Origin of the sequence: Bradyrhizobium sp. 17, assembly GCF_023073515.1 — a bacterium.
GTDB classification, from domain to species: Bacteria; Pseudomonadota; Alphaproteobacteria; order Rhizobiales; family Xanthobacteraceae; genus Bradyrhizobium; species Bradyrhizobium canariense_D.
Genome location: NZ_JADPJQ010000117.1, coordinates 12,790 through 13,286 on the forward strand (window position 1 = coordinate 12,790; position 497 = coordinate 13,286).

Below are 497 nucleotides of genomic sequence, written 5' to 3' on the forward strand. Positions count from 1 at the left end.
GGTCGCCGGTCGCGCCGGCGCGATCACGTCCGCTGCGGACAGCCTGCAGATACGACTGTTCGGACGTGGTGCGCACGGCTCGATGCCACAGGCCAGCATCGACCCCGTCGTCATGGCCGCCTCGACCGTGCTGCGGCTACAGACGATCGTCTCGCGTGAGGTGGCGGCCGCCGAAGCGGCCGTGTTGACGGTGGGTGTCCTGCAAGCCGGTACCAAGGAGAACGTTATTCCCGACGAGGCGATCATCAAACTCAACGTGCGGACCTTCGATGCCGGAGTGCGCACGCGCGTGCTGGCGGCCATCGAGCGGATCGTCAAAGCCGAAGCGGCTGCTTCGGGGGCGCCTCGCCCGCCCGAGATCACGACCCTCGATCATTATCCTCTCAACGTGAACGATCAGGAAGCCAGCAAACGGGTGGTGGATGCATTCCGCGGGCATTTCGGCACCGAGCGCGTCCGGGCGACGGGGCCGGCCCCTGCCAGCGAGGACTTCGGAT

Annotated in this window: 1 protein-coding gene; it reads left to right on the top strand. The window is 67.0% G+C overall.

Translation table 11 applies throughout. The annotated features are described in order from the left end of the window. Positions 1-497: peptidase dimerization domain-containing protein (locus tag IVB13_RS25060; protein ID WP_247490833.1), on the top strand; the 497-nt coding region annotated here is incomplete at both ends.